The 336-nt window shown below is 36.0% G+C and carries 1 pseudogene; it reads left to right on the top strand.

From position 1 onward, the window contains the following. Window positions 1-336, top strand: a pseudogene (locus DXB58_RS27600) (hypothetical protein); the annotation flags it as partial.

Here is a 336-nt window from a genome sequence, read left to right as displayed (position 1 = left end):
GGTTCAGTAGAAATAACGGATGAGCATTACAATCAGCTATTAGATGGGCAGTCTAACGGTTTACTGATAGTTGAAAGTAAGAATGGATACCCGATTTTGGTAGAATATGAGTACGACATTGAAGAAGTGCGAAAAATGAAAATATCTGAAATACAGATATTTGACAAATCGGCCGATGTCAATTCTTTTAAAATTAAAGGGGAAAGTATGTGGTTAGACAAATCCACACGTGTTGGATTATTTAACTCAATTTCGATTGAGAAAAATGCAGGGAAAACGCATACAATCCTGTGGTATGATGCAGTGAAGTATGTTATCCCTATACCTGACGCTTTA

The organism is Bacteroides sp. OM05-10AA (genome assembly GCF_003439055.1).
GTDB classification, from domain to species: Bacteria; Bacteroidota; Bacteroidia; order Bacteroidales; family Bacteroidaceae; genus Bacteroides; species Bacteroides intestinigallinarum.
The sequence above is the reverse complement of the archived record's forward strand: the minus strand, read 5'-3'. Positions and strand labels throughout refer to the sequence as shown.